This window comes from Christiangramia portivictoriae DSM 23547, assembly GCF_000423045.1.
Classification (GTDB): domain Bacteria; phylum Bacteroidota; class Bacteroidia; order Flavobacteriales; family Flavobacteriaceae; genus Christiangramia; species Christiangramia portivictoriae.
The window spans coordinates 10,092-31,971 of the sequence record NZ_KE383971.1 but is presented as its reverse complement, the minus strand read 5'-3'; the positions used below and the strand labels follow the sequence as shown (position 1 = coordinate 31,971).

19 protein-coding genes and 3 tRNA genes are annotated in these 21,880 nt (G+C 40.9%); 3 read left to right on the top strand and 19 right to left on the bottom strand.

Features of this window, described 5'->3' with window-relative positions:
- Nucleotide 1: 1 nt before the first annotated feature.
- The 8 genes from G529_RS0108435 to porV form a co-directional block, all read right to left on the bottom strand.
- Complete coding sequence (locus G529_RS0108435; RefSeq protein WP_026915110.1) at nucleotides 2-1,093, bottom strand: mannose-1-phosphate guanylyltransferase; 1,092 nt, start codon at nucleotides 1,091-1,093, stop codon at nucleotides 2-4.
- Between the two features lie 2 nt (nucleotides 1,094-1,095).
- Nucleotides 1,096-1,695 carry a SprT-like domain-containing protein gene (locus tag G529_RS0108430; RefSeq protein ID WP_026915109.1) on the bottom strand — a complete coding sequence of 200 codons (600 nt, stop codon included), beginning with the start codon at nucleotides 1,693-1,695 and terminating at the stop codon, nucleotides 1,096-1,098.
- Between the two features lie 3 nt (nucleotides 1,696-1,698).
- On the bottom strand, nucleotides 1,699-2,382 hold the full coding sequence (locus G529_RS0108425) for an SDR family NAD(P)-dependent oxidoreductase (RefSeq protein WP_026915108.1): 684 nt from the start codon (nucleotides 2,380-2,382) through the stop codon (nucleotides 1,699-1,701).
- Entirely contained in the window at nucleotides 2,375-3,340 is a 966-nt protein-coding gene (locus tag G529_RS0108420; RefSeq protein ID WP_035695873.1) for a M28 family metallopeptidase, read from the bottom strand. The genes G529_RS0108425 and G529_RS0108420 overlap by 8 nt, the downstream gene beginning before the upstream one ends.
- 63 nt (nucleotides 3,341-3,403) lie before the next feature.
- A complete protein-coding gene (locus G529_RS0108415; RefSeq protein ID WP_026915106.1) occupies nucleotides 3,404-5,113 on the bottom strand; it encodes a pyruvate dehydrogenase complex dihydrolipoamide acetyltransferase in 1,710 nt (569 codons plus the stop codon).
- A gap of 3 nt (nucleotides 5,114-5,116) precedes the next feature.
- Nucleotides 5,117-6,118: a pyruvate dehydrogenase (acetyl-transferring) E1 component subunit alpha gene (gene pdhA, locus G529_RS0108410; protein ID WP_026915105.1), complete on the bottom strand. Its 1,002-nt coding sequence runs from the start codon at nucleotides 6,116-6,118 to the stop codon at nucleotides 5,117-5,119.
- A gap of 111 nt (nucleotides 6,119-6,229) precedes the next feature.
- On the bottom strand, nucleotides 6,230-6,712 hold the full coding sequence (cdd, locus tag G529_RS0108405; protein WP_026915104.1) for a cytidine deaminase: 483 nt from the start codon (nucleotides 6,710-6,712) through the stop codon (nucleotides 6,230-6,232).
- A gap of 73 nt (nucleotides 6,713-6,785) precedes the next feature.
- Nucleotides 6,786-7,940 (bottom strand): type IX secretion system outer membrane channel protein PorV, encoded by a 1,155-nt coding sequence (gene porV, locus G529_RS0108400; RefSeq protein ID WP_026915103.1) that lies wholly within the window; start codon nucleotides 7,938-7,940, stop codon nucleotides 6,786-6,788.
- Nucleotides 7,941-8,357: 417 nt separating this feature from the next.
- Between porV and gldJ the strand changes: the two genes are divergently transcribed.
- Together gldJ and G529_RS0108390 are read left to right on the top strand one after the other, a co-directional pair.
- Nucleotides 8,358-10,052, top strand: a complete 1,695-nt coding sequence (gene gldJ, locus G529_RS0108395) for a gliding motility lipoprotein GldJ (protein ID WP_026915102.1) — start codon at nucleotides 8,358-8,360, stop codon at nucleotides 10,050-10,052.
- A gap of 65 nt (nucleotides 10,053-10,117) precedes the next feature.
- Nucleotides 10,118-11,434, top strand: coding sequence for a UDP-N-acetylmuramoyl-tripeptide--D-alanyl-D-alanine ligase (locus G529_RS0108390; protein WP_026915101.1), 1,317 nt, complete (start codon nucleotides 10,118-10,120; stop codon nucleotides 11,432-11,434).
- Nucleotides 11,435-11,675: 241 nt separating this feature from the next.
- On the opposite strand, the gene G529_RS0108385 is transcribed toward G529_RS0108390, so the two are convergent.
- The 10 genes from G529_RS0108385 to G529_RS0108340 all read right to left on the bottom strand — a co-directional run bounded on the left by G529_RS0108385 (nucleotide 11,676) and on the right by G529_RS0108340 (nucleotide 18,787).
- Nucleotides 11,676-11,750, bottom strand: a tRNA-Val gene (locus G529_RS0108385).
- A gap of 68 nt (nucleotides 11,751-11,818) precedes the next feature.
- Nucleotides 11,819-11,893 (bottom strand) — tRNA-Val (locus G529_RS0108380).
- A 107-nt stretch (nucleotides 11,894-12,000) separates the two neighbouring features.
- Nucleotides 12,001-12,074: transfer RNA gene (locus tag G529_RS0108375), tRNA-Val, on the bottom strand.
- A gap of 128 nt (nucleotides 12,075-12,202) precedes the next feature.
- Nucleotides 12,203-13,015, bottom strand: coding sequence for a hypothetical protein (locus G529_RS0108370; RefSeq protein ID WP_026915100.1), 813 nt, complete (start codon nucleotides 13,013-13,015; stop codon nucleotides 12,203-12,205).
- 157 nt (nucleotides 13,016-13,172) lie between these two features.
- On the bottom strand, nucleotides 13,173-14,393 hold the full coding sequence (locus G529_RS0108365; protein WP_026915099.1) for a bifunctional folylpolyglutamate synthase/dihydrofolate synthase: 1,221 nt from the start codon (nucleotides 14,391-14,393) through the stop codon (nucleotides 13,173-13,175).
- On the bottom strand, nucleotides 14,394-15,218 hold the full coding sequence (locus G529_RS0108360; protein WP_026915098.1) for a hypothetical protein: 825 nt from the start codon (nucleotides 15,216-15,218) through the stop codon (nucleotides 14,394-14,396). It lies immediately after the preceding gene.
- Between the two features lie 3 nt (nucleotides 15,219-15,221).
- On the bottom strand, nucleotides 15,222-15,614 hold the full coding sequence (locus G529_RS0108355) for an ExbD/TolR family protein (protein WP_026915097.1): 393 nt from the start codon (nucleotides 15,612-15,614) through the stop codon (nucleotides 15,222-15,224).
- A 1-nt stretch (nucleotide 15,615) separates the two neighbouring features.
- Nucleotides 15,616-16,317, bottom strand: coding sequence for a MotA/TolQ/ExbB proton channel family protein (locus tag G529_RS0108350; protein ID WP_026915096.1), 702 nt, complete (start codon nucleotides 16,315-16,317; stop codon nucleotides 15,616-15,618).
- A gap of 113 nt (nucleotides 16,318-16,430) precedes the next feature.
- Nucleotides 16,431-17,657, bottom strand: a complete 1,227-nt coding sequence (locus tag G529_RS0108345) for a Glu/Leu/Phe/Val dehydrogenase dimerization domain-containing protein (protein ID WP_026915095.1) — start codon at nucleotides 17,655-17,657, stop codon at nucleotides 16,431-16,433.
- Between the two features lie 65 nt (nucleotides 17,658-17,722).
- Complete coding sequence (locus tag G529_RS0108340) at nucleotides 17,723-18,787, bottom strand: anhydro-N-acetylmuramic acid kinase (protein ID WP_026915094.1); 1,065 nt, start codon at nucleotides 18,785-18,787, stop codon at nucleotides 17,723-17,725.
- 92 nt (nucleotides 18,788-18,879) lie between these two features.
- Between G529_RS0108340 and G529_RS0108335 the strand changes: the two genes are divergently transcribed.
- Nucleotides 18,880-20,022, top strand: coding sequence for an acyl-CoA dehydrogenase (locus G529_RS0108335; protein WP_026915093.1), 1,143 nt, complete (start codon nucleotides 18,880-18,882; stop codon nucleotides 20,020-20,022).
- 73 nt (nucleotides 20,023-20,095) lie between these two features.
- Here G529_RS0108335 and G529_RS0108330 read toward each other — a convergent pair.
- On the bottom strand, nucleotides 20,096-21,880 hold a 1,785-nt coding region (locus G529_RS0108330; RefSeq protein ID WP_026915092.1), incomplete at its 5' end, for a T9SS type A sorting domain-containing protein.

The window sequence follows — 21,880 nt, the reverse complement described above, 5'->3', positions numbered from 1 at the left end:
CTTAACCTAATTCTTCACCAAATTTATCCATTACAGATTTACGCCATTCTTTGATATCCTGTTCGTTCGCTTTAGGCACAATCATAAGTACATCCTTGTCTTCAACGATTATATAGTCTTCCAGTCCCTGCACCACCACCAGTTTATTCCCGGAGGTAGAAATAATATTGTTTTTCGAGTCTTTAGAAAGTACACGAGCCTTCATTAGAGTATTACCATCCTGATCTGCCGGGAGTTCAGCCTGAACAGATGACCAGGTTCCCAGGTCATTCCAGTCAAAACGAGCTGGGATCATATAAACGTTTTCAGACTTTTCCATGATCCCGTAATCAATCGAGATATTTGCTGCCAGATGATAATTATTTTTGATAAACTGCCTTTCTTCCGCAGTATTTAAAAGCTTATTCGCCTTTGCGAACAGTTCATACATTTCATGTAAATGTATCTTGAAATTTTCAATGATCATCTCTGCCCGCCAGATAAAAATACCGGCATTCCAGGCATAATTTCCTGCATCAAGAAATTCCTGTGCCTTTTTCTCATTTGGTTTTTCTGTGAATTTAATCACAGGCTTAACCTCCGCAACTTCATCTTTATCATATTCAATATACCCATAACCTGTATTTGGGCTGTTGGGTTTAATCCCGAGAGTAATTAACTTATCACTGTCTTCAACTTCAGTAAAAGCAATTTCCAGCGCTTTGATAAAATCTTCTTCCTCTTTGATCCAGTGATCGCTTGGCGCCACCACGATACTGGCTTTTGGGTCTCTCTGGTAGATCTTCATAGAACCAAGCAGAATACTTGGCGCAGTATTTCTCATGACCGGCTCTGCAACGATCTGTTCATCCTGGATCGAGGAGATCTGTGCTTTGATGGTCTCTACATAATCTTCATTTGTGAGCACGTAAATATTTTCCTGGGGGATTAACCTCGAAAGTCTTTTAAAAGTTGTTTGAAATAAGGTTTCACCTACAGCTAATATATCCAGGAATTGCTTGGGAGTAGATCGCTTGCTGGCAGGCCAGAACCTGGAACCAACACCTCCGGCCATAAGAATAGCGTAATAATTATCTTTCTTGGTTCCATTCATATCTAGACTTTTAGCAACTGTACTTCAGCGTTGGGTTGAAACAAATATATGCGTCCGGTATCAATTTCCAGACATTCAAATCTTTTTACTTTTCTAGCGCCCTTCTTAAATGTTTTCCCGTTATGAATTCTGAAAATACTTCCTGAAGGGATCTCAAAGACGTAGTTCTTATCATTTTCCGGATCATAACTTTTCAATGCGACCGAAAGATGCGCATCTGTATCGCTTGATGCCTTCGGGTTTCTGAAGTGATTTGCTATCACCGGTAATAGGGCACCAGGAAAAACCTCTGGTCTTATAAAAGGCAACATCAAACTTCTAAAACAGTGTTTCCATTCCTGCCCGTGTGGCTTGATATTTCTGCCATATTTCTCAAAAGCTACCAGATGTGCGATCTCATGCACGGTTGTTATGAGAAACCTGTACTTATTTAGATTGGAATTAACCGTGATCTGCTGGGAGCCATCTGGCATTCTACGGTAATCACCGTGCCTGGTTACTCTTTCGTTTACGATCTTCAAATGAACTGAATGCAACCGAATCATTTCAGAGATAGGTTCCACCGCTGTCGCCGGAAGATATTTCAAAAGAATTTCCTTCATAAACTAGGGAGTACTGTTTGAAACCTGCATGATTTTACCATTATAGAACTGCTGGCCATTCTGACTAAATTCTGAAATATAGGCAGCCATTTTTTCCGCAGAAACCGGGGCTTCATATCCTGGAAAAGCTTCTTCAAGCATTTCTGTTTGAACAGCGCCCAGTGCAAGTACGTTAAAGGCCGGGCCGTTCTCTTTATATTCTTCAGCAAGTAACTCGGTGAGCGTTATCAAGGCTCCTTTGCTGGAACTGTAAGCGGCAAGTCCCGGAAACTTCATACTTCCCTGTATTCCACCCATACTACTTACATTCACCACATGTCCTTTGTTATCCATGAAAGGCAGCAACTGGCGGGTAAGTTCTGCCACTCCAATCACATTCACTTTATAAACTTCTGAAAAATCTTGCATCGTAGATTCTGCAAAAGGTTTATTTAATAGCGAACCTGCATTGTTGATGAGTATATTAAGCTTAGAGTTCCAGTTTTCAGCAATCCACTGTTGAACTCTTTCTATATCAGAAATACTGGTGATATCAAAACCGATGGCGTGAACCTTTTCTAGATGCAATGATTTTACCGGTTCAGCATTTCTGGACAGCGCCAGTACTTCGTGACCCTGTTCTGCCAGTATCTTTACCATTTCAAATCCAATTCCACGACTGGTTCCGGTAATTACAACTTTACTCATCACTCGTCATTTTAATTTCTTTCTCTTCAGAATTTGCCATTTTGGTAAGTCCTGGGATCAATGCGCTGATAAGCTCAGACATAAATTGAGGATCAAGGTTTTCAGCTTCATCATCTACATGGTGGTAATAATTGTAATTGGAGAAATCGAAAGTAGAAACAGTTTGCGCCGGCACCTTAAAAATTTCAAAGAAAGGATAATTGTCACTTCTTTTAAAAAGACTCATTTGTTGTGCCTGTGGAAGAAAACCAAGTACCTTCTCGCCGTTACTGTATTCGTTGAACTTTTCAGCGAGATTGGATTTCTCGAAACCTGTAAGATAGGCCTGGTAATCCTTGGCTTTCATTGGAACTCCAATCATTTCAATATTGAACATGACATAAAGATCAAGCTCTTCAGATTTCAATCTCTTAGCTAAATGTTTTGATCCTACCAACCCCATTTCTTCCGCAGAAAATAAGGCAAACAGTATACTTCTTTTATTATCCTGAAGCTTTGCAAATTCTTTTGCCAGCGCCAGAACTGCGACTGTTCCCGCTGCATTATCGTTGGCTCCGTTAGCAATCTCATCTCCATCTACTGACTTTCCTTCACCAATGTGATCGTAGTGGGCGCCAATGACAATAAACTCATTCTTTAATTTTTCATCGCTTCCTTCCAGATATCCAACAATGTTAAACCCATCAGTATTTTTGACCTGGAAACTGTCCCGGTAGGTTTCAAAATAAGGTTTGATACCGGCGTTCTTAAATTCTTGCTCAATAAAGCTGGCAGCATGTTCGATTCCTGCCGTTCCGGTCTTTCTCCCTAATAGATCATCTGAACTTAAGTATTCCAGATGTTCCGCAACCTCCTTGCTATCAATTGCATTTTCTGTAGTTTGAGCATTACAGGACAACAATCCTGCAACTGTTAGGGTCAAACCAATTATTTTACCTTTATATATAGTGTTTCTCATAAAGTTAAAGATAAAAAAATCCCGCAATTCTGCGGGATTCAAATATACTTATGACGGCTGAACTTATGCCAGCATCGTAACCGGATTTTCCATATATGTTTTTAGAGTTTGCAGGAACTGTGCTCCTGTTGCTCCATCTACAGTACGGTGATCACAGGCAAGGGTAAGTTTCATGGTATTCCCAACCACGATCTCACCATTTCTAACTACAGGCTTCTCTACAATAGTTCCTACTGAAAGAATTGCCGAGTTTGGCTGGTTGATGATACTTGTAAATTCCACAATCCCGAACATTCCAAGATTAGAAACCGTAAAAGTACTTCCTTCCATTTCTGCCGGCTGTATCTTCTTGTTTCTGGCTTTTCCAGCAAGATCCTTTACATTCCCACCAATTTGAGTCAGCGACATTTGATCAGCGAACTTCAATACCGGAACAACCAATCCTTCATCAACAGCTACAGCAACACCCATATGGATATGCTTGGCAATTTTCATCGTATCACCTGTCCACTGGCTGTTCACCTGCGGATGCTTTCTTAACGCCATTGCCGAAGCTTTGATCACCATATCATTGAAAGACACCTTAACATCAGGCATTTCATTGATATGCTTACGTGAAGCCATCGCATTCGCCATGTCTACCTCTATGGTTAAATAGTAGTGTGGCGCTGTAAATTTAGATTCACCAAGTCTCTTGGCAATCGTCTTACGCATTGGAGAGTTTTTACGCTCTTCATAGCTTTCTTCGCCCGCTGGAGTGTAAGGTTGTACTGAAGCAGTAGTCTCTTTGGCAGAATCTGATTTGGCTTCTGCAGCAGCATCTTTCTTCTCTGCTCCTTTAAAGTTTTCGATATCTTTCTTAACGATTCTACCGTTCTCTCCAGAACCATCTACATCTGCAAGATCAATTCCTTTGTCTTCGGCCATTTTTTTGGCAAGCGGCGAAGCGAAGATTCGCTTTCCGTCGCTCGATGAAGATGAAGCACTGGATTTTTCTTCCTTGTCCTGCTTATCTGAATCTTTCGAAGTATCTTTTTCCTTGTCTTCGGAAGAGTCCTTGGATTTCTTCTTAGCAGAAGTATCTGTAGAACCATCAATTCCGGAAATATCGGTTCCTTCAGGCCCAATAATAGCCAGTAAACTATCTACTTTAGCAGATTCACCTTCCTGGATACCAATCTTCAGAAGTGTTCCTTCATAAAAAGATTCGAATTCCATGGTTGCCTTATCGGTTTCGATTTCAGCAAGAATATCGCCCTCTTCTACTTTATCACCTTCCTGTATCAGCCAGGCTGCAACAGTTCCTTCTTCCATAGTGTCACTCAATCGTGGCATTTTCACCACCTCAACACCTTCAGGTATACTTCCGGAAGAATCAGAATCTTCAGAAGAGTCCTCATTAGAATCAGACGAGCTCTCTTCTTTATCTTCTTTCTTTTCTTCGGAATCATCATCTGAAGAATCTTTTGCTTCTTCTTTATCATCCGAAGAATCTGAAGATCCACCACCTTCGATAAGATCTGAAATATCTTCTCCTTCCTCGCCAATGATTGCCAGAAGCTCATCAACGGGAGCACCATCTCCTTCTTCAACACCTATATGCAGTAAAGTACCTTCATAGAAAGACTCAAACTCCATGGTCGCTTTATCGGTTTCGATTTCAGCTAGAATATCACCTTCTTCGACCTTATCTCCTTTTTGCTTTAACCACTTTGCAACGGTACCTTCTTCCATGGTATCGCTCAAACGTGGCATTTTGATTACTTCTGCCATACTTTAGTCTAATTTATGTGCTAGAAATGGATAATCTTCCTGTTCGTAAACTACATCGTACATGATGTTCTTGTCTGGGAAATCTGACTCATCTGCGAATTTCTCACACTCCGCCACTCTTTCTTTCACGCGCTTGTCAATTTCCTTGATCTCCTTGTCTGATGCGTATTTCTTATCTTTAATGATCTTCTTAACCTTCGTGATAGGGTCAAGTTTTTGATAATCTGCCACCTCATCCTTGGTTCTGTACTTTTGAGCATCACTCATGGAGTGACCTCTGTATCGATACGTTTTCAATTCAAGGAAAGTTGGACCGTCACCTTTACGAGCCCTGGTAATTGCCTCGTCCAGTGCCTCGGCTACTTTTACAGGATCCATAGCATCTACAGGTCCACACGGCATTTCATAGCCATTACCCAGCTTCCAGATTTCAGTATCTTTTGAAGTTCTGGCTACAGATGTACCCATCGCATAACCATTATTCTCAACACAGAATACTACCGGAAGATTCCAGTTTACGGCCATGTTTAGAGTTTCATGTAGAGAACCCTGTCTTACTGCTCCATCACCCATAAAAGTAAGGGTTACGTTATCACGCTTATGATATTTATCTGCAAAGGCCAGACCGGCTCCCAGAGGAATTTGACCTCCAACGATTCCGTGACCTCCGTAAAATCTATGTTCTTTAGCAAAAATATGCATAGAACCTCCAAGCCCCATAGATGTTCCTGTTTTCTTACCGTAAAGCTCTGCCATTACCTTTTTTGGGTCCACACCCATACCTATTGGCTGAACGTGATTTCGGTAAGCAGTGATCATACGATCTTTCTCTAGATCCATCGCATGTAGTGCTCCGGCTAAAATTGCTTCCTGCCCGTTATATAAATGTAAAAAACCTCTAACTTTCTGTTGAATATAAACCTGCGCAAGCTTGTCCTCAAATTTACGCCAGAACAACATATCCTCGTACCACTTTAAGTATGTGGCTTTTGTAATTTTCTTCATCTAAAATTTATATTTAAAAGGCCAGACAGATTGGTTTTGCCGAGCGGATAACAAAAATACTATTTTCAGCAAGAAACGAAAACAGTTTTAAAGCAAAAAATTACGAAAACCTTATAGACAATCACTGTCAAAAACCAAAGGAAGAATCTCGGCTACCGATGCTGCTTTCATCACTTCTCCGGTTTCACCCATGAAAAATAGCTCAATAGGTTCCTTTTGCTTCACTTCATACTCTACAAGCGCCTGTCTGCAAGCACCGCAGGGAGGCACAGGTGTACTTATTTCCTGATTCATGGAACGTGCCGTGATGGCGATCTTAAGTATCCTCGATTCCGGGAATTTCGCCCCGGCATAATACACCGCGGTTCTTTCAGCACAAAGACCTGAAGGATAGGAAGCATTTTCCTGGTTGCTACCTACTACAACCTCTCCATTATCCAGTAGAATTGCGGCACCTACCTTAAATTGCGAGTATGGTGCATAGGCTTTCTCTCTTACTTCTACAGCCTGCTTCATGAGGTCCTGCAGCTCTACGGAAAGCTCCTGAATAGAATCGTAAATTTCGAGACTTGTAGTAATTTCTAATTTTTTCATCAGTGCTTATTAAAGACAACAAAATCGGAAATCCATGGGACCCCCGATTTGCAGATAATTGAAAATATTTTGTTTAATTATTGAAAGTTTCGCCAAAGTTATAACTCAAACCAAATCTAAGAGTTCCTTCCAGTGGACTGGGCACGGTGGAAGTTGAGAACAGATAAGAAGCATCAATCACTACAGACTCATAAGCGAACCCGGCTCCAAGGGAAAAGAATTTTCTAAAACCTTTTTGATCACTTTCATTAAAGTAACCTGCTCTCAAAGCAAATTTTTCCTGATACCAATATTCTGCACCCACCGCTACTGTCACTTCTTTCAGCTCTTCCGAAAAGCCATCTGGGGCATCTCCAAATGATTCGAAAATACCACCTATAGAACTGGTTTCATTGTAAATCAAATCATCTTCCGCAGTAATCTGACCATCTCCATTAAAATCCTGTGGTGTTGGCACTAAAAGTTTATTGAATTCCACGTAAGTCCCGAGCTTATTGTCCACATCAAAGATAAAATCAAAACCACCTCCAAGCTTTAGGTTAGTTGGGATAAAGTTTTCCTGACCTGCATCATCATATTTCATTTTAGGTCCAATATTGGCGATATTAGCACCTAATCTCCATTGCCCGTCAAAACCTCCAAAAGTTAGATTAGCACTCTGATAATAAGCTGCTACATCCACCCCAAAGGTAGAGGCTGCTCCAAGATCCTCGTTATCCTGTAAACCAAGATCAGATCTTAAATAACGACCTGCAACGGCCATGGATATGAAATCGCTCAATTTTAAGGAATAGGAAACATCGAAAGTCAGTTCGTTTGGATTCACCAGGATTGGCGCCTGTTCAAAAATTTCCCGGGTTTCGATGGAACCAAGACTGAAATACCTTAATGAAGCGGCCGCCGCACTTCTATCATCAATTTTATGAAAATAGTTTAGACTTCCCAGGAAAATATCATTCACTATCTCGCTTAGATAAGGTGTATAAGAGACTGAGACCCCGTTTTCACTGGTTGCAAAAGCATATTTTGCAGGATTCCATTGCTGCGAAAAAACATCTGGAGAGGTAGCAACCCCCTGATCTCCCATCCCTGCAGCCCTGGCATCTGCCGCTACAAGCAAAAAGGGAACGGCTGTAGTTATCACACGATCGCCACTATCCTCCTGTGCAAAAATTGAAAAGTCGACAAGGAAAATTGTCGCGATCAACAAGATTGTAGTTTTTTTCATTGTTGGTTATGAATGAATGATAAACAAATATATAGTAATATTCCTGTTAAGAAAGCTTCATTTAGCTAAAATGCCTTAGTTAAGGGTTAAACTGAGGATATTATAAGACCACTAGATCTTAAACAGTTATAACTCAAAATACAATAAATTATTGTACATATGATGAGTTTTGCAATACCTAAACAACTTGTGGTTTCTACCCGCACTATCAAAACCCGATAGACATTTACTGGTGCACAGTTCAATTAAAAGCTAACAATCTAAAAATTAAGCATCTATAAACAACTTATACCAGCAAGTATATCAAGCAGTTATGGGATCTGTGACGCTTTTAGAATTAACAAAATAATCTTGTACATTTATCGTTAATTAGTATATTGCAAAGCCTAATTTTCTATCATTTAAGAAGGGAATACTATGAAATTGAATGTAGCTTTAAAAGCCGTAATTACTGTGGTTTGTGGCGTAAGCTTACTAAGCTGTAATAAGTCGAACAATTACAAAAACACCTCTAGAGCAACCGGTTGGGATATCAATTCTGACGAAGGTGGCTTCCAGTACAATACAGATTACAAGGAGCAGGAAGCTGCACCGGGACTTGTATTTGTTGAAGGAGGAACCTACACTATGGGACGTGTTGCAGACGACCCGATGCATGACTGGAACAATACTCCAACTCAGCAGCACGTGCAATCATTTTATATGGATGAAACCGAGGTGACTAATAAAATGTACCTTGAATATCTCGATTGGCTAAGAAAGGTCTTCCCACCAAGTGAAGAGAACTACAGAAATATTTATACTGGCGCTCTGCCAGATACACTGGTATGGAGAAACCGTTTGGGATACAACGAAACCATGGTTACAAACTATCTTCGTCATCCCGCTTACGCTGAGTATCCTGTAGTGGGAGTTAGCTGGATACAGGCGGTAGAATTTAGTAAATGGAGAACAGATCGTGTAAATGAAAGTAATCTTGAGAAAGAAGGCTTTATTAAGGAAGGTGCAAGATATACAGATGTAGCTGCAGGTTCTACCTTTAATACCGATACTTACATTCATTCACCAAGCAAGGCTTATGGAGGTAATACTGAAATTAGCCAGGGTGGAGACAAATCCCAGGACAGACTTTCTGAAACCAACGAAGCAGGAAACCCTATTAAAAAGGTATATCCGGGCCGTGAAAGTGGTTTGATATATCCCGAATACAGGCTTCCAACTGAAGCAGAATGGGAATACGCAGCCCTGGGTCTTACAGGCATTAGAAGTTACAACACTTATCGTGGAAGAAAGAAATACCCGTGGGATGGACAGTATACCAGAAATGGTGATGTAAAGAAAATGGGAGATCAGCTGGCTAACTTTAAGCAAGGTGATGGTGACTATGGTGGAATCGCCGGATGGAGCGATGATGGAGCTGATATTACTGCTGAAGTTAAATCTTACGAACCCAACGATTTTGGTCTTTACGATATGGCCGGGAACGTTTCAGAATGGGTGGCAGATGTTTACAGACCTATAGTGGATGATGAATTTAATGACTTCAACTACTATCGTGGTAACGTTTACACCAAACATGCTATCAATGAAGATGGCTCAGTAAAAGTGGTTGGGACAGATGATGTGGTATACGACACTTTAAGCAATGGAAAACTGGTTGCAAGAAATCTTCCCGGGGAAATTGCTCAGGTAGCGGTTACTGAAGAAGACACTTATATGAGAACTAACTTTACGGATAGTGACCAGAGAAACTTTCGTGATGGTGACAAGAGTTCAAGTAGATATTATCAGGCTTTTCAGCAGGATGATGAAGATCCAAACAAGAGAATGTATAATTCTCCGAAATATGACAACTTCACTTATGCCGACAGTAGCTCTGATGCATCCCTATCCAAGAGAGGTTATGATACTGAAAAGAGAACTACCCTTGTAAGCGACGAAGTTAGAGTGTACAAAGGTGGTAGCTGGAGAGATCGTGCTTACTGGTTAGATCCAGCACAAAGAAGATATTTCCCGCAGGATATGGCAACAGACTATATTGGTTTTAGAAATGCGATGTCCAGAGTTGGTTCCAAGTCGCTTGACAACAATAAGACTGCCAGAAGCAACTAGCATAGCAAACATAAATTAACCTTAAAGCCCTAACCTGTTTAGGGCTTTTTTTATAGCTTTATTTTATGAATACAGCCAGACTACACCAGCGCTTCCTACTATGCAGTGGAGCAAGTACAGATACCAGAAAAATTCAACATGGATCCATGTTTTTCGCCCTGAAAGGCGCAAATTTTGACGGAAATTTATTTGCAGCAGATGCACTTGCCGCCGGTGCGCGATATGCGGTAGTAGATGACAAGTTAGTAGCGGAGTCCAGCGAGCAGTATATATTAGTGAAGAACGTACTGGAAGCTTTACAGAAGCTAGCGCTGTTCCATAGAAACTACTTAGGACTTCCAATTCTGGCGATTACAGGCAGCAATGGTAAAACCACCACAAAAGAATTGATTAATGCTGTGCTTTCCAGGAAATTTAAAACCATCGCCACGCATGGGAACCTGAATAATCATATAGGTGTTCCACTTACCTTGCTATCCATGGATCAGCAAACCGAATTCGGGATTGTGGAAATGGGTGCTAATCATCCAAAGGAAATTGCATTCTTATGCAGCATTGCAAATCCTGATTACGGATATATCACAAATTTTGGAAAGGCACATCTGGAAGGATTTGGAAGCCTTGAAGGCGTAATCAAAGCAAAAACTGAGCTGTACAGACATCTACAGGAAGAAACAAAATTAATCTTTTTGAACCTGGATGACGAAGTTCAACACAAACACAGAAATTACAAACACACCTTTGCATTTGGAGAAAATCCAGAATCTGAAGTTCAGGTAAAGTATTTGGACGGTGAAAAGTACGCTGGTGTGCATTATAATCAAACTGACTTCATTAGCAAACTAACCGGCAATTACAATGGAAGAAATATGGCCGCCGCATTATGCATAGGACTTTATTTCAAGGTCCCATTTGATGAAATAGAGAAGTCGATAGCAGCGTACTCACCAAATAACAATAGATCTGAGATGATCGAGGCTGGAAGCAATACTATTATTCTGGATGCGTACAACGCTAATCCAACGAGCATGCAGGCAGCATTACAAAACTTTTCAGCACTAAAAACCAGTAAACAGAAAATAGCTATTCTGGGCGATATGTTTGAATTAGGAAGCGCTGCCCCGGTTGAGCATCAAACCATCGTTACAGACGCTGAAAACGGCAACCTTACAGAGATTTATCTGCTTGGAGACAACTTTAACCTAACCGAGACCTCCAGTAGTTTCACTTTTAAATTTAAATCTATGGAAGCTTTGAAAAAGCATCTGGAAGAAACAAATTTTCATAATTGCTATTTCCTAATTAAAGGCTCCAGAGGCATGGCATTAGAGAGAGTACTTGAAAAGATTCCTGCAGAAAAATCGAATACTGCAAAAAGTTAAAAATTGTAAGTTTTAGTCTTATGAGGCATTATCTATTTCAAAGCGGTTAATAATAGCTGTTACTTATGATTAGCTTCGCACATGCTAAAAAAACAATACAAACTTTTAATAACGGCTTTAGGGGTTACAATAGTAGCGCTTATCATTATGATAATAACTCTGCTCTCTTAAGGCAAGAATATGAATAAATAAACAAAAAGGTTCCTTAGGAACCTTTTTTTAATTGAAGTAATCATACTTGTGAGTGATACTGGATTCGAACCAGTGACCCCTACCCTGTCAAGGTAGTGCTCTGAACCAACTGAGCTAATCACCCATGCAGTCAAATATAGAAAAAGACATTATATAAAAAAAGGCTTCCAATCTGGAAGCCTTTTCTATAAGTGGGCGCGAAGGGATTCGAACCCCTGACCCCTTGGGTGTAAACCAAGTGCTCTGAACCAACTGAGCTACGCGCCCGATTATATCGGTATACAATAAACTTTCGCATTCACTACTCAGCAGCTATACTGAGTTAAGCTAAAAAAAGGTTTTCATTACTGAAAACCTTTTGATTCTCTTTGTTTAAGCGAAGGGATTCGAACCCCTGACCCCTTGGGTGTAAACCAAGTGCTCTGAACCAACTGAGCTACGCGCCCTTGCGTGATTGCGGATGCAAATATAGACTAGATTTTGATTTACACAAAACAAATTCAAAGAAATTACAAAAGAAAAACTGTGATAGAGCACTCCTGAATTGGAACTTATTAATTATGAATTAGTTGTAACCTATTTCATTAGAGATGGAACATTTCTGTAAACATAGTCCCCATGTTTTCCCGTGAACAGCTTAGTCATTTCTTCCATAAACTCTGATCTTTCATCTTCGTCTGCCCAATGAGAATTAACAAGACCTTGTTCCTCTTCAAAGAATTCTTCAATATCACCGAGTTTATCGAATACAAATACTTCGTTCATTTCACGAGCATTTGATCCCCAGAGATGCCTGTGAGTATAGTAACCTTTTAATTTCTTACTCTTTTTAGTGATATTTTCGTAATACTGCTTGAAGTTCTCAGGTGTTCCCTCTCCATTCATACTTAGATCTGCAGTCCTTACATAATAAATCTTCGGGTTTTCTTTATCTACAGTTTCTGGTATTGAAAATTGCATGGATTGATAGATCTCATCCCGATGATCTGCAGAATAATAAGATCGCTGCTTTTCAAAAAATTTCTTTCTGGATTCCTCATCCTTCCAGCCTTCAGCAATGAGTTCCTCAGTTCTGCTGTTCGCCTCCTCTATATCGTTCCAGGTTCTGTACACATTCACCAGAACAACTTCAGAATTATCTGGAGTGAAATAGTGCGTATAAACGCCAGAACTAAGAATAAGGTCATTTTTACTGGTAACCTTTTCGAAATACTCCTTTTCAGTATCTAACCATCCCGAGAAATGTGTGTCAGGATCGTCGCTCCAGTGAGTTGTGGTAATCGTAATGTAAACCGGTTCGTACTGCTCGGTCTCTTCAGTTTCCTGCGCGTATACTGCAAGCTGAAAGCCCAGGAATAACAGAATGCTTAATTGAATAGTGCTTTTCATTTTGTCGAGTTTTAGTTATTAAAACACAGTAAAATGGTTAGCCCAATGTAGGATTGGAGTTATAATAGCCTGTAGGATATTTCAGAAATAGGGCAGCGCTCTATCACAGAGTCTTCTAAAGATACAAATAAATGTTAACTAACGCATTATCATTAGTCTATAGAACTTCAGCAACGGTAAAATTACTGCCTCCAATATAAATAAGATCCCTGGTTTCAGCGTTTTGGCGGGCGGCATCAAATGCTTCAGAAATCGAGATATACGCACTACCGCTCAGGCCAAACTTTAAGCTTTCATTCTGCAGGATTTCAGCAGACATTCCCCTGGGCACATCTGGCTTCGCGAAGTAATAATTCGCTTGCTTTGGAAATAAGGGCAGAATAGAGTTTAGATCTTTGTCGTTGACAACTCCTAGAACTATGTGTAATTTACTGAAACTTTCCTGCTGAAGTTGATCTAACACCAGCTTCAGCCCTTCAGCGTTATGCGCAGTATCACAAATGATCTTAGGATCGCTGCCTAAGATCTCCCATCTCCCTCTCAAGCCTGTATTATTCTGTACTTTAGATAGACCATCAATTATATCTTCAGAAGCGATCTTCCACCCCAGAGCTTGAAGCACTTCTATGCTAGCTAAAGCTGTCCCTTTGTTGTACTTCTGATAAGTTCCTATAAGGTCAGATTTAATGCTGGAAAATTGGAAGTCTTCAGCAAAGTAAAGACTAGAATTCATCTCAGCAGCTTTTGCCTTAAAAACAGGCATGGTTGCTTCATGTTTTTCTCCAATCACCACTGGCACTGAATTTTTAATGATCCCAGCCTTTTCTGAAGCGATTGCGGGCAGATCTGTTCCCAGAAATGCAGTATGGTCCAGACCAATATTGGTGATGACAGATAATTGGGGAGTGATAATATTCGTGGAATCCAGACGTCCTCCAAGCCCAGTCTCAATGATCGCAATGTCCACTTCGCTTTTTGCAAAATAATCTAAGGCCATTCCCACGGTCATTTCAAAAAAACTGAGTTGGTTGCTTTCAAGAAAGTCCTGATTCTCTTCAATAAAATCAACCACTTCTTCTTCTGAAATCACCTCACCATTAATTCTAATTCGCTCTCTGAAATCCTTGAGGTGCGGCGACGTATAAAGCCCTGTTTTGTATCCCGCTTCCTGAAATACCGAAGCCAGCATATGGCTTACCGAACCTTTACCATTTGTTCCGGCAACGTGGATACTACGGAATTTATTTTCTGGATGACCAAGGTGTTCTGCAAGTCTAAGCGTATTGGAAAGATCCTTTTTAAACGCGCTTTTACCTACCCGCTGATACATGGGTAATTGCTGAAACATCCACTCCAGGGTTTCCTGATAGGATTTCAATTATTCGGTAAGTTTAAAGTTATAAATAATGGTTCCAACCTGTTTGGAAGGTGCATTGGAATCACTGTTGAACCTGGTAGCCAGCGCAGCTCTCTTAGCCGGGCCTGTTAAACAGGCTGCACTATTGGTAGTGCCTTTCATCCCAGGCTGAGCACTTACAACACGACCCGTTTGATCTACCACGATCTTCACCACTACAATTCCAGATTCATTGCAGTCCTGTACAAATTTTTCCTTATTCAATGCTTTTCTTCCTCCCAGCCTGTAATTTCCATCACCATCCAGCCCTGATCCCTGGCCGTAATAAGAACTGGCATTTGGATCACCATCTGGACTCCCCTTGTCTCCCGCCTGGTTGTCGTTACCTTCACCGCCAGTAGCAGTTCCAGATCTTTCAGGACCATTTAAGATACTACTCAATGCATCATTAGTGGATTTATCTGGTTTCGGCTCTGGTTTCTTAACTGGCTTTGGCTCTTCCTTTGGAGGCTCCGGTTGTTTTGTTTTTACAGGCGTAGGTTGTTTTTTCCTCTTTTCGATCACCGGAGCTTCTTCAATTTCCTGGGTCACAACTTCCTTTTCGATCACCGGTTCAGACTCCACCGGCTGAGCTGCTGCCTGTTTCGGTGCAGACTTTACCGGTTCAGTAGGCTGTTTGTCGCCAGATCCAACTTCCGAAGTACCAAAATTGATCGCGATCCCGTTTTCAGGCGGCGGATCCAGATACGTCATTCCGAAGAAAATCAACAGAAGAATAAGCAGCACATGTAATACTACCGTGATGGTAAATGACTTCTTCTCGTGTTTGGTTTCCAGCATCGACATTCTCTATTCAGGTTTTACTGCTAAGACGATCTTATAGCTATTACGATTGGCAATATCCATTACATTTACAGCTTTCTCAATGGGAACACCCTCCTCTGCCCGTAAAATGATCGTTGGATTTTCTTCTCCAGCAAGTTTCGTTTTAAGCGTGGACTCAAGCGCGCTACTGCTTATACGTTCACTGTTAATATAAAACTGCAGATCTTTCGTGATGCTCACAGATAGTGTTTGCTGACTGGTAGTCTTACCCTTTGCCTTAGGCAAGATAAGATCCAGCGCTTCGGGAGTGATCACAGGTGACGTTAGCATAAAAAATATGAGGAGTAGAAAAACCACATCGGTCATCGAACTCATACTAAATTCCGGACTTACTTTATTTCTACCTCTTAAATTCATATTAAGCCGGTTCGTTTAACAGGTCAAGAAAATCAACCGCGGTTGCTTCCATCTGGTGGACTACTTTATCTGTCTTTACCACCAGGTGATTGTAGCCAATATAAGCTATAATACCAACTATAAGACCAGCCACTGTTGTGGTCATTGCAGTATAGATACCTTCTGCAAGCGCACCCATTTGAGCCTGCCCACTACTTGTAGCCAGTTCATGGAAAGCAAGCACCATACCAATTACGGTTCCAAGAAAACCAATCATAGGTGCAGCTCCGGCAACAGTTGCCAGAATACTTACATTTTTTTCAAGCTTGTAAACTTCCAGTCTTCCTGCGTTTTCTATAGCCGTATTGATATCTTCCAACGGACTCCCAATTCTTGAAATTCCTTTTTCAGTCAATCTCGCCACCGGAGAATCGCTTTGAGCGCAACGAATTTTTGCAGATTCAATGTTACCACTTTGTACGCTATCCTTGATCTGGAGCATAAAGTTTTTATCCACCCTGCTGGCCGCTTTGATAGCGAACAATCTTTCAAAATAGATATAAACTGCCGCAAATAATAAGATAAATAAAATGATGATGATGATCTGGCCACCAAGACCTCCGCTAAACATCAAATCAAATAAGGAAAGAGTCTTCTCCTCTACGACCGGTTCTGCTGCCTGTGCAGCATCTGCCACCTCGTCCTGCTGAAAAAAATTAAGCATATGTATAATTGGGTTTTGTAATGTAACGTGCTATCGCGCTTTAAATTGTAAATCAAATTTAAATAAAGAAAAGCCCGCTTTCACGGGCTTTTTCAAATTATTTGCACAAACTTTTAAACAAGCTGTTTCAGAGCAACTTCAAAGGCTGTTCTGCTAATATTGGTCTTACTGCTATTGTTATTGAAAGTATTCTGAATGGCATTCTTGATTGTCATGGACGTATCATTAAAGATCGCCTCATCGGTCATTTGAACCCTTCTTTCCATAAAGTACGCGAAGACTCTGGCCATCCCGCAGTTGGAAATAAAATCTGGAATAAGACTTACTCGCTCATCGGTATATTCCATTATAGGACCAAAAAAGATCTCTTTATCTGCAAACGGAACATTTGCTCCACAGGAGATCACTTCAAGTTTGGTATCGATCAGGTCACTGATCTGCTGCTTGGAAATCAATCTCGACGCTGCACAGGGAGCAAAGATCTCTGCATCAAGCTTCCATACTTTCTCATTCACTTCTTCAAAAGGAATTAACTTATCATGGCGCAACGCGTTTCCATCTTTATCCAGGAACATTTGCTGAATCTCTTCAAAGCTGAATCCTTCTTCATTGATAAGACCGCCTGCTCTATCGATGATCCCTACGATCTTCGCACCCATTTGTGACAGGTAATAGGCTGCAGCAGATCCAACATTCCCAAACCCCTGCACGATTGCACGCTTTCCTTTAATGTCACCACCATAGATATCATAGAAATGGCGAACGGCTTCTGCAACACCATATCCGGTGATCATATCTGCCACCGTATATTTTCTGCTAATATCTGGAGAGAAGTTGGTGTTTTCCAGAACTTTGATCACACCCTGTCTTAATTGCCCTATTCTATTGATCTTATCAGCTTCCGTAGGTTGAAAATGCCCATTGAAAACACCTTCCTGCGGATGCCATACCCCACAATCTTCTGTGATCGGAATAACTTCATTGATTTCATCGACATTAAGATCACCCCCGGTTCCATAATAGCTTTTCAGTAATGGCGAGACTGCTTTATACCAGCGCTCCAGAACACCTTTTTTACGAGGATCTGACGGGTCAAAGTTGATTCCCGATTTTGCTCCTCCAATTGGAGGGCCGGAAACCGTAAATTTCACTTCCATGGTTTTTGCCAGCGAAAGCACTTCATTTTGATCCAGTCCCACACGCATTCTGGTACCACCTCCAGCAGCTCCTCCACGAAGAGAATTGATCACCGTCCAGCCTTCAGCATCTGTTTCTGAATCTTTCCAGTTAAATACAATCTCAGGCTCTTTATTCTCGTATACTTTGAGTAATTCTTTCATTTTTGGATTATTTTGAAGCAAATATAAAAAACTAAGCAGGCTCTATTCCGAATTTGATAAAATATTCAGGGTTCATAGATACGTCCTGAGGAATGATCCATTTTGGCACCCGTTACCGATGCCAGCACATTGATTTCTCCTCTCAATTTTAGCGCGCCAAGAAGTGCGAATATCAAAGCCTCTTTAAAATGTATGATCTCTTTCTTCGGAAGAATAAATCGACACGTTGAATGTGCCCTCAATCTTTCCACTAGAAAGCTATTAAAGGCACCGCCACCAGTCAGCAATATTTCCGAAGTTGAAGAAGTTTCTAAACATGCAGCGATCTGCATAGCAATATGCTCCACAAAAGTTCGAAGAATATCTGAGACTTCCCGGGAGTAAGAATCTATTAATGGCAAGACATATTTATCGACCCATTCAATACCCAGAGATTTGGGAGGCATTTGCTGAAAATACTTGAGTGCATTGAGTTTGCCGAGTAGTTCAATATTTACTTTACCAGTCCTGGCGAGGTTTCCATCATCGTCAAAATCCTTTCCAATACTGCGAGTATAGTGATTCAGCACGGTGTTAACCGCACATATATCATAAGCGATTCTACTGCCCTCTACTTCTTCGGAAATATTAGCAAAACCTCCTAAATTGATACAATACTGATAGTCGCTAAATAGAATGCGATCACCTATAGGAACCAGCGGAGCGCCCTGTCCACCAAGTTCCACATCCTGCACGCGAAAATCGCAAACCACAGGAACACCGGTTAAACTGGAAAGCCTTGGTAAATTGCCGATCTGGAAGGTCAAACCCCTGTCTGGGCGGTGCTTTACCGTATGACCATGACTACAGATCGCATCCAGAAGATCAATATCATACTTAGCGATAAACTTCAGAATTACTTCGGAAAGATATTTAGTATATTCCTGGTCCAATTCATTCAATTCAGCTGGCTTGAGACGTGAAGAGTGCTTCAGTCTTTGCTGCCATTCTTCAGAATAAGAAACAGTTTCAGCATAGATGATTTTGAAGCTCGTAGCGTTGCTGAAGTTCAATTCAGTAAAAACGAGATCGATTCCATCCAGAGAGGTGCCAGACATGATTCCAAGTAACCTGTACTCGCTTTTTTTCATATTCGTAAAAATACTTAATATCAATTGAATTATAGATACCAAAAAGCTATCTTTGCCCACCAAAAATCAGTTTTTTATAAATTTCTTTTCAAATGGATTTTAAACTTACCGAAGAACATATAATGATACGTGATGCCGCCCGTGATTTTGCAAAGCAGGAGCTTTTGCCGGGTGTTATCGAGAGAGATGAGAAGCAGGAATTTCCGAAGGAGCTTATCAAAAAGATGGGTGAACTTGGTTTCCTTGGAATGATGGCATCACCAGAGTATGGCGGTGGTGGAATGGATACCATTTCATACGTACTGGCAATGGAAGAACTTTCCAAGATCGATGCTTCAGCTTCAGTCATGGTATCTGTAAACAACTCTTTGGTTTGCTGGGGGCTTGACACCTTTGGAAGTGAAGAGCAGAAAAAGAAATATCTTTCCAAGCTTACTACCGGTGAAAAACTGGGAGCGTTCTGTCTTTCTGAACCAGAAGCGGGAAGCGATGCAACTTCACAAAGAACTACAGCAATAGATAAAGGAGATCATTACATTCTAAACGGTACTAAAAACTGGATCACCAATGGTAGTTCAGCCGACTATTATTTAGTGATCGCACAAACCGATAAGGAGAAAAAACATAAAGGGATCAACGCTTTTATCGTTGAAAAAGATTTTGAAGGATTTGAAATAGGTCCAAAAGAACAGAAGTTAGGAATTAGAGGAAGTGACACACATTCTTTGAATTTTAACGATGTAAAGGTCCCTAAAGAAAATAGAATTGGCGAAGATGGCTTCGGGTTTAAATTTGCGATGAAAACTCTTTCTGGAGGAAGAATTGGAATTGCAGCTCAGGCACTTGGAATTGCAGCAGGAGCTTATGAGCTGGCTAAAGATTACTCTAAGCAACGTAAGGCTTTTGGAACTGAAATTTGCAATCACCAGGCGATCGCCTTCAAACTTGCAGACATGCATACTCAAATCGAGGCGGCACGTCACCTGGTTATGAAAGCAGCATGGGACAAGGATCAGGGAGAAAACTATGATCTTTCAGGTGCCATGGCAAAACTTCACGCCTCAAAAACCGCGATGGATGTAACTGTGGAAGCCGTTCAGGTTCACGGAGGAAATGGATATGTAAAGGAATATCACGTAGAACGTTTAATGAGAGACGCAAAGATCACTCAGATTTACGAAGGAACTTCTGAAATTCAGAAAATTGTGATCTCAAGAAGTATACTTAAGGACTAAGTTCTTCGGAATTTTTATAAAGCAAAAGAGCAGCCAACTGGCTGCTCTTTCTATTTTTGGTCGATTATTAGAATTATTTCGCTGCAATGATCTTGGCAGTATAAATTTCACGATCTGTAGTCATTCTCACAATATAGATTTGATTCGACTTCGTTCTGAAATCCACGTTGAAGCTTGATATACTGGTAGAGTTTACCGCAGAATCTTTATAGGTTGCGAGTAATCTTCCATTAAGATCAAACACCTGGATCGTCACATCTGAAGTATAGTCAAACAAGTATCCGATATTTAGCACATCTCTGAATGGCACCGGAGCCACACTAAATAGAGGATCTGATGTTTCAGTCAAGAAAGTACTGGTAGATGATGCTTCAGGTTTTCCACCCTTCGAGGTACTACCATATACAATAGTATTATTCTTACGTCCAATGTCAAAGAACTCAGTTTCTGCTTCTGTCCATAATTGCTCCTTATATTCAGTAGAATTCGCCGTACATACGTCTGCATGTGCAATAATATATATTTTATCTACACCATCGCATTCGAGAGCGTCAAGTAGTACGTGATTGGTTGCATCTGTATCTATCGTAAACGGATATTTTCCTGGTGCTACAGTAAACTCATCGGCATTTTTACCTTTTCCGTTCTTTGGGTAAGGATCTTCTCCTATATAGAATTGAGCGCCTTCGATAAGCCATCCTAATTCACTCTCGTTAGATATATATTCAACTTTAAATGATCCAGCACCTGTATCACGATCTCCAACAAAGTAGACTTTCACATAACCTGCTAGAGCTCCTTTCGATATATCACATTGACCTGCTGCTGCATATAGATTAAGAATCAAAGGCTCATTTTCTGTCCAGGTGACATATTCTGACAGACTGTATTCATTGGTCCAACCCCATCTTTCACTGTTAAGAACATCCACGTTGTCATCAAATGGGCTTTCTGTAATAAAACAATAGGAACTATCCATGCCGTCTGCGCTCGCTGTATCTTTAGCGAAGGCCGTTTCACAGGTTAGGCAATCTGGAGTCATCAATATGGCAGGCGCAATTGCCGACAGGCATTCATCGGGACTCTTAGCAATGATATAATAATTACCTACTCCAATATTCGCAATTAAACCGCTGCTTGAGTCGTAGTTTGCATATGCTGATGGCGGCACACTCTCGATGTCAACAAATGTTGACTGCATTACCACGGCGTACATATATCCTGGAAAATGATTCGTAATCTGAATATTGCCAAAATATGTAGAACCATCATAGGAGTCACAAGTAGGACTGTTCACCATTAAAGTGACACTGGATGGAATATCTAACTCCACTGGTGTGGTAAATTCATAATCTGTCTCACAGAATGCTGGACCCGTTTTAGATTTCGCAGTCAGAACATAGGAGGTATCATAGTTCAAATTGTCATATCCATCAATTGGATAATCCGTAAACTCGACGCCAGATTGACCTTTAACAACTAACCTGAATTCGAGCCCATTTGTATCGGAGGTTACCTTGATCGACGGTCTTTCACCTTGACAGGTTAATTGCGGCTCTTCTGTTGTAATCACTGGGTTTGCATTTACAGACAAGGTTCCAAAATCATCTCCAGTACAATTGGTCGGGTTATTTTTATCGGTCACAATCACTTTATAAATATCACCGTCTTCAGCCAGTGTTAAGGCTGCCGTGGTATATTCCTTATTGGTTGCTCCATCGATAGCAACATCATTCAGATACCACTGGTAGGTAAAACCATCTCCAAGATCTGCAGTACTAAATTTTGCGGTAGCGCCTGCACAGACTGATTGATCATCTACCGACGGTGCGGGGTTTTCATTGACTGTTAAGGTTCC